General features: G+C 68.6%; 8 protein-coding genes. 3 read left to right on the top strand and 5 right to left on the bottom strand.

The genetic code is table 11. The features are described 5' to 3' along the window. Nucleotides 1-215: 215 nt before the first annotated feature. The gene (locus A5733_RS25135; RefSeq protein WP_076242068.1) at nucleotides 216-992 is read right to left on the bottom strand and encodes a CPBP family intramembrane glutamic endopeptidase; all 777 of its coding nucleotides are present in this window, start codon (nucleotides 990-992) and stop codon (nucleotides 216-218) included. 46 nt (nucleotides 993-1,038) lie between these two features. Next, nucleotides 1,039-1,821 (bottom strand): DUF2470 domain-containing protein, encoded by a 783-nt coding sequence (locus A5733_RS25130; RefSeq protein WP_076242067.1) that lies wholly within the window; start codon nucleotides 1,819-1,821, stop codon nucleotides 1,039-1,041. A gap of 146 nt (nucleotides 1,822-1,967) precedes the next feature. Here A5733_RS25130 and pheA point away from each other — a divergent pair, with 146 nt between their 5' ends. Together pheA and A5733_RS25120 are read left to right on the top strand one after the other, a co-directional pair. Further along, nucleotides 1,968-2,912 carry a prephenate dehydratase gene (gene pheA, locus A5733_RS25125; protein WP_076242066.1) on the top strand — a complete coding sequence of 315 codons (945 nt, stop codon included), beginning with the start codon at nucleotides 1,968-1,970 and terminating at the stop codon, nucleotides 2,910-2,912. Further along, complete coding sequence (locus A5733_RS25120) at nucleotides 2,909-3,598, top strand: histidine phosphatase family protein (protein WP_076242065.1); 690 nt, start codon at nucleotides 2,909-2,911, stop codon at nucleotides 3,596-3,598. Before pheA ends, A5733_RS25120 begins: the two co-directional genes overlap by 4 nt. Here A5733_RS25120 and A5733_RS25115 read toward each other — a convergent pair. The 3 genes from A5733_RS25115 to A5733_RS25105 form a co-directional block, all read right to left on the bottom strand. Next, complete coding sequence (locus A5733_RS25115; protein ID WP_076242064.1) at nucleotides 3,595-3,795, bottom strand: hypothetical protein; 201 nt, start codon at nucleotides 3,793-3,795, stop codon at nucleotides 3,595-3,597. The two genes, A5733_RS25120 and A5733_RS25115, sit on opposite strands and share 4 nt — an antisense overlap. A gap of 144 nt (nucleotides 3,796-3,939) precedes the next feature. After that, the gene (locus A5733_RS25110; protein WP_067775443.1) at nucleotides 3,940-4,290 is read right to left on the bottom strand and encodes a metallopeptidase family protein; all 351 of its coding nucleotides are present in this window, start codon (nucleotides 4,288-4,290) and stop codon (nucleotides 3,940-3,942) included. A 1-nt stretch (nucleotide 4,291) separates the two neighbouring features. Next, nucleotides 4,292-5,689: a septum formation family protein gene (locus tag A5733_RS25105; protein WP_076242063.1), complete on the bottom strand. Its 1,398-nt coding sequence runs from the start codon at nucleotides 5,687-5,689 to the stop codon at nucleotides 4,292-4,294. A gap of 144 nt (nucleotides 5,690-5,833) precedes the next feature. On the opposite strand from A5733_RS25105, the gene serS reads away from it, so the two are divergent. After that, nucleotides 5,834-7,090: a serine--tRNA ligase gene (serS, locus tag A5733_RS25100; protein WP_076242062.1), complete on the top strand. Its 1,257-nt coding sequence runs from the start codon at nucleotides 5,834-5,836 to the stop codon at nucleotides 7,088-7,090. The last annotated feature ends 18 nt before the right edge of the window (nucleotides 7,091-7,108 follow it).

Below are 7,108 nucleotides of genomic sequence, written 5' to 3'. Positions count from 1 at the left end.
GTGGTGGTGCGTGCCTCGGCGGTGCTGGACGCGGCGGTGCGGGACGTGGCGGGGTCGGTGGATTGGGTGGCCAGGCCGGACGGTAATTCGGATCGCGTCGGATCACCTGGGACGGCTCGGCGCCACGGCGGGGTCCCGGACGCCGCGAGCGCGGGTCGGGAGGTCGGCCTGAAGCCCTGTAGTCGTCCACAGCAGAAATGTACGTGCCGAGGCCGTCACCGCAGCCAGGACAGATGATCTGCCACCAACGCGTAGCCGACGAAGGCCACTGCGTCGATCAAGGCATGAGCGATGATCAGCGGCCACAGCCGCCCGGTGCGCTGCCAGGCATAGCCGAACGCCAGCCCCATCACGATGTTGCCCAGGCCGGCGCTGTAGCCCTGGTAGAGGTGGTAGGCGCCGCGCAGCAGGCTGGAGATCAGCAGGGCACGGCCGGCACTGACGTTGAGTTGGCGTAGGCGGGTCAGCAGGAAACCCACCACGATGATCTCTTCGGCCCAGCCGTTGGCGAACGCCACGCCGAGCAGCGTCGGGATGCGCCACCACGTGTCGTACAGTTCGGCCGGCTCGACGTCGGCGCTCAGCCCCAGGACCCGGGCCAGTACGTAGAAACCCAGACCGGGCAGTCCGATGAGTGCGGCCAGCCCCAGCCCGCCCAACCCGTCGGCCCGCCACCTCGGGCGGCCCAACCCGATCGCGGCCGGTCCGATGCCGCTGCGCCACAGTAGATACAGCGCCAGCGCGCCCCAGGCCAACAGCTGCAGGATGACGGCCAGGTGCAGGCCGAGGTCGATCAGGTCGAAGGGGGAGCGCTTCGGGTTGAGTGCGACGGTCTGCCCGGACAGGCCGAGCAGCACCGCCTCGATGAGCCGAAGGCCCGCGGTGTAGGCACTGAGCCCGAAGGTCACCGCCAGGACGACGGCGATCTCGATCTTGAGCGTGCGGCGCGGCGGGTTGAGAAACTCGTGGGAACCCGGCGCCGAAGATGTCACCGGAGCAACGGTAGCGGCGCCCGTGCCGGGCCGACGACTGTGCGGGTCAGATCCGTCGGGCCCGTAGGCCGTTGAGGAACGGGCAGCCCATCAGCACGCGGATGGCCTGGCTCAGGGATGTGACGTCGTCGACCGGCTTGGCGAACGGCAACCGGACGTCGTGGTCGCCGTGTTCGTTCTCGACCCGCAGTTGCACGCCGTAGCGGTCCAGGCCCAGTGGACGCACACGTCCCTGACGCAGGGTCATCGGCAGCCGGGTGGCCAGGCGTTCCACCACGTCGCGGTGGGAGGATTCCATGTGCTGGAGCCAGCCGGATTCCATTGCGCAGAACGGGTCGGGGCGCGCCTGCAGCAGGGCCCCGAGGGTGACCGCCTCGGCACCGGTCGAATCGGCCACCACCACCGACTCGATCTCCAGACGCATCAGGGTGTAGTTGTCCTCACCTTGGCCGGGTCCGGAATTCACCTGCAACAGAGCAGGATTCGGGTTCTCGGTGGCGATGAGGTCGAGCAGCTCCGATACCGCCGAACCGGGCACGTGCTGCAGCCGGCCCCGAATCCAGACCAGGGAGCGCACCGGTTCACGCAGCGGCAGCGGGGCGTAATCGGTCATCTCGAGAACGGCCTGCACTCCGGCCGAACCGGCCGACAGCGCCATGCCCGCCAGCGGACCGGCGTCCGGGACGGTGATCGCGAAGGATCCGTCGTCGAGCAAGTGGTGAACGGGCGAGGCCACCGGCTCGATGCCCTCGACGGCAACCATGGCGCCGCCGCCACGTGCGCATGCGCTGCGGATCCGCTCGGCTGTCGTCGGTGTCGCAATGGCCATCTCGCCGCCTTCGAAAACTAGTGAGGAACTGAGGTGAGGTAAGCCTAACTTAACTGGGTGGCGGGTGGTCGGCAAGGCTTTCGCGAGGAACACTGCCGCGACTGTCGTGCAGGTGTGCGACGGCGCTGAACCGATAGGGTTGGGATGTGCCGCGCATCGCTTACCTCGGTCCCGAGGGAACCTTCACTGAAGTGGCGTTGCTGCAGATGGTGGGCCGCGACATGGTGCCCGGCGTGCGACCGGCACCTGCGGACGGCAAAGCCGGTTTCACCCCGGTACTGACCGACAGCACACCGGGCGCGCTCGCCGCGGTGCGTGACGGCCGAGCCGACCATGCGTGCGTGCCGATCGAGAACTCGATCGAGGGATCGGTCCTGCCCACCCTCGACAGCCTGGCAGTCGGGGAACCGCTGCAGATCTACGCCGAGCTGGTCCTCGACGTCGCGTTCACCATCGTGACCCGGCCCGGACACACCGGCCCGGTGCGTACGGTTGCCGCCTTCCCGGTGGCGCTTGCGCAGGTGCGTCGCTGGCTGGCCGCCCACCTGCCCGACGCCACCGTCGTGCCGGCCACCTCAAACGCCGCGGCCGCCCACGAGGTCGCCGAGGGCCGCGCCGACGCGGGGGTCAGCACGCAGCTGGCCGCCCAGCGCTGCGGCCTCGATGTGCTGGCCGCCGACGTCGTCGACGAGGCCAATGCGCGCACCCGCTTCGTCCTCGTCGGAACGCCCGGCGCCCCGCCTCCGGCCACCGGAGCCGATCGCACGTCGGTGGTGCTGCGCCTGGACAACGCCCCCGGGGCACTCGTATCGGCGATGACCGAGTTCTCCGTCCGTGACATCGACCTGACCCGCATCGAATCCCGGCCCACCCGAACCGAGCTGGGCACGTACATGTTCTTCCTGGACTGCATCGGGCACATAAACGATGATCCGGTGGCCGAGGCACTCAAAGCGCTGCACCGACGTTGTACCGATGTGCGATATCTGGGTTCCTGGCCCACCGGATCGAGTGCGGGCGCACCCCCGCCGCGTCTGGACGAGGCCACACGCTGGTTGGCAGGCTTGCGGGACGGGACGGGCGGCTCATGAGCGGACGGTTGATCCTCGTCCGTCACGGTCAGTCCCACGGCAACGTCGCGCGGCGTCTGGACACGCGGCCGCCCGGTGCCGAGCTGACCGAGCTCGGACACGACCAAGCCCGGCGGTACGCCGGGACACTCGGTGCGCGCCCGTCGATCCTGGCTCACTCGGTGGCCCGCCGCGCGGCACAGACCGCGGCCGGCATCGGCATCGAAACCGGCCTGGCCCCATTCGAATTCGAAGGGGTGCACGAAGTCCAGGTCGGTGACCTGGAGGACCGCAACGACGACGACGCGGTCGCCGAGTTCAACCGGATCTACAAACGCTGGCACCTCGGCGAGCTGGATGTCCCGATGCCCGGTGGCGAGACCGCCGAGGCCGTGCTCGCGCGGTACGTGCCGGTGCTCACCGAACTCCGGTTGCGCTATCTGGACGACCACGACTTCAACAGCGACATCGTGCTGGTCAGCCACGGCGCGGCGATCCGGTTGGTGGCCGCCGTGCTGGCCGGTGTCGAGGGCACCTTCGCCCTCGATCACCACCTCGGCAACACCGAATCGGTGGTGCTGGCGCCGGTCACCGACGGGCGGTGGAGCTGTATGCAATGGGCGTCGCTGACCCCGCCGTTCTACCCGGAGCCCGACGCGACACCGGTTGCCGATGCGGTGACCTCCGATACCGACCCGATGGGCTAGCCGTACCGCCGCAGCGCCAGTTCGTCCTCGCGTCCGCACGGGCAGCCCACCGACTCACAGTCGAGGCGGAAGGTATGCGCAACTTCGGTTGTGGTGCAGCCTTCGTCGGTGCATTCCACGCGGTACCGGACATGGTGAATCAAGGTGCCGTGGCAATGCTCCAGACCGGCCACACACTCCCGGCACTGGATCGTCATAGCCCCGTTGATAGCACTGTGGGCCGACAAAATGTGGTTGCCGCGCCTAGCCCAGCTCTCTGTCTTCGCGCAAGCGGCTCATCCCCAGCTCTCTGTCTTCGCGCAAGCGGCTCATCCCCAGCTCTCTGTCTTCGCGCAAGCGGCTCATCCCCAGCCCAACTCGTGGAGCCGCTCATCATCAATCCCAAAATGGTGCGCGATCTCATGGATCACCGTGATGGCCACCTCGTCGACCACGTCGGCCTCGCTGTCGCAGAAGTCCAGCAAGGCCTCCCGGTAGATCGTGATCGTGTCTGGCAGCGATCCCGCGTACCAGGAGTCCCGTTCGGTCAGCGCGACCCCGCGGTAGAGACCCAGGATGTCGGGCTCGTCGGGATCGCGGTCCTCCACGAGGATTACGACATTGTCGAACGCGGCGGCCAACTCGGGCGGAATCAGGTCGAGCGCATCGGAGACCAGCTCGTCGAACCGCTCCGAGCTCATCCGCACCGGCACGTCAGGGCCCCGGTGGGACCGGGGCCGGCTCACCGGGAGCTGGCGGCACCGGCTCGCCCGGCGGCGGACCGGCGGGCGGCTCCGGAGCCGGGGCCTGCTCCGGCGGAGGCGGATTGAAGGTGTTGGACTGCGCCGGCGCCGGCGCCTCTGTGGTCGCGGACTGCGGTAGGTGCTGCCCGCTCGATGAGGATCCACCCGACGACCCGGACGAGTCCGATGAGCTCGAGGACGACGAGCCCGACGAGCCCGACGAGCCGGACGAGCTCGACGACGAGGAGGACGACGACGAGGGTTCATCCACGTCGGGCATCGGGATCGGCGGCAGGTTGAGCCGCTCCTCAGGGATGTCGGGCGGGGCGACCGGAGGCTGGCCATTGATCATCAACGGCCCCTTGGCGCTGTTGACCAAGGTGGACCAGCCGCCGTTGCCCAAGGTGGCGCCGATGCTGCACGACACCTGACGGCTTCCGGCCGACCAGCTCGGCAGCGAGATCGTGCTGTAGCTCAACGCGAGCGTGGTGCTGCGCAGCTGGACCGGGGCCAGGTAGGCATCGGTCATCGAGGTGCAGGCGTCCTTGATGAAGTCGTCCTGATCGTCCTCGGGCGGCAGCCCACCGGGAAACTTCTCGGCGAGGTTGACCGCACCGGTGACTTCCATGGCGTGCGGCGCCGCGCAGTCCACCGGGACGTCGGTGGGCTGGTTGGTGGCGGCATCGATGCCCAGGCAGGTGCCCGGGGCCCACACCTTCGACTGGTCGACGTCGGCCGCCTTGCCCGCAGCCTCCAACTGGCTGTCGCCGGGGCCGAGCAACTGCAGACCGCAGAGCATGCGCCGCTCACCGGACTGCTTCCAGGCCTTCTCTCCGGACCACAACAGGCCGATGGTGAACTTGCCGTTCGGGTCGTATTTCGCACCGAGGTAGTTGCGCACCGACGGGGTGCACTGCTCCTGGCTGATCTGCTTGATCCGCTCCACCGACGGTGGCGGCGCACCCGGCCCGTACTCACTGCCGGGGAAGGTGCGCATGTCGACGGACTGGGCAACCTCGAAGCGGTGGTTGTCCTTGCAGTCCACGATGTGCGCGGCGTCCGGATTGCGGCCGGGCCAGGTCAGGCAATCGCCGCGCTTGACGTGATTGAACGTGTCGTTGCCGCGCGGTCCCAGGGCGATCGCCCCCGGCACGGCGCTGGCGCCCTCGCTGCGGGGCAGCGCGGTGATCAGGCCGGCGATGAGCAGTGCGCCGAGCGCGGTCAACAGGAGCGCACGTCGCGTCGAGGCGGCTGCCAGACTCTGCCACCACCGTTCCCGGGTGGGTCGGTCCTCGGGCGGACGTGAGTCGAGCAGTTCCCCACTCTCGGGGTGGTCGGGGTGCTCGGGTGCTTCCAACATTGCTTCCATTGTGACAGGCGTGTCAGCCGCTGTGACAACTGATGCGGTTGTAATGTTGCGTGGTTTCTGCCCGGTGGTGGTCGTCGTCGCGGTGCCGTCATCGTCGTCACCTCAGATGTACGCCGCCGCGTTCCGAAAAGTAGGGTTGCGCCCGTGATCGACCTCAAGCTGCTGCGCGACAATCCCGACATCGTCCGTGCATCACAACGGGCCCGCGGTGAGGATCCGGCGCGTGTCGACGCCCTGCTGCAGGCCGATACGGCACGGCGGGCCGCGATCTCGGCGGCCGACAATCTGCGTGCCGAACAGAAGGCCGCCAGCAAGCTCGTCGGCAAGGCGACCCCCGACGAGCGTCCGGCGCTGTTGGAGCGGGCCAAGGAGCTGGCCGAACAGGTCAAGTCCGCCGAGGCCGCACAGGTCGAGGCCGAAGCCGCCTTCACCGCCGCGCACATGGCGATCGGCAACGTCATCATCGACGGGGTGCCGGCCGGCGGCGAGGACGACTTCGTCCTGCTCGACACCGTCGGTGAACCGCCGGCGATCGAGAACCCGAAGGACCACCTCGAGCTCGGTGAGGCGCTGGGCCTGATCGACATGGAACGCGGCGCCAAGGTGTCCGGCTCGCGGTTCTATTTCCTCACCGGTGCCGGCGCCCTGCTGCAACTCGGTCTGCTCCAACTGGCCACCCAGGTGGCGGTGGCCAACGGGTTCACGCTGATGATCCCGCCCGTGCTGGTCCGACCGGAAGTCATGGCCGGCACCGGATTCCTCGGCGCGCACGCCGACGAGATCTACCGGCTCGAGGCCGACGACATGTACCTGGTCGGCACCTCGGAGGTGCCGCTGGCGGGTTACCACTCCAACGAGATCCTCGACCTGTCGGCGGGTCCGCTGCGGTACGCCGGCTGGTCGTCGTGCTTCCGTCGCGAGGCGGGCAGCTACGGCAAGGACACCCGCGGCATCATCCGGGTGCACCAGTTCGACAAGGTCGAGGGATTCATCTACTGCAAGCCCGAAGATGCCGAGGCCGAACACCAGAAGCTGCTCGGTTGGCAGCGTCAGATGCTGGCGGCCATCGAGGTGCCCTACCGGGTGATCGATGTCGCCGCAGGCGATCTGGGCTCCTCGGCGGCGCGTAAGTACGACTGTGAGGCGTGGGTGCCGACCCAGCAGACCTACCGGGAGCTCACCTCCACCTCGAACTGCACGACGTTCCAGGCCCGCCGGTTGTCGACCCGCTACCGCGACGAGAACGGCAAGCCGCAGATCGCGGCCACGCTCAACGGCACGCTCGCCACCACCCGCTGGTTGGTGGCGATCCTGGAGAACCATCAGCAGCCCGACGGCAGCGTCCGGGTCCCGGACGCGCTGGTGCCGTTCGTCGGCGCCTCGGTGCTGGAACCCCGGTAACCGTCCACACCGCGGCCC

The organism is Mycobacterium sp. NS-7484 (assembly GCF_001953975.1).
Classification (GTDB): Bacteria; Actinomycetota; Actinomycetes; order Mycobacteriales; family Mycobacteriaceae; genus Mycobacterium.
The sequence above is the reverse complement of the archived record's forward strand: the minus strand, read 5'-3'. Positions and strand labels throughout refer to the sequence as shown.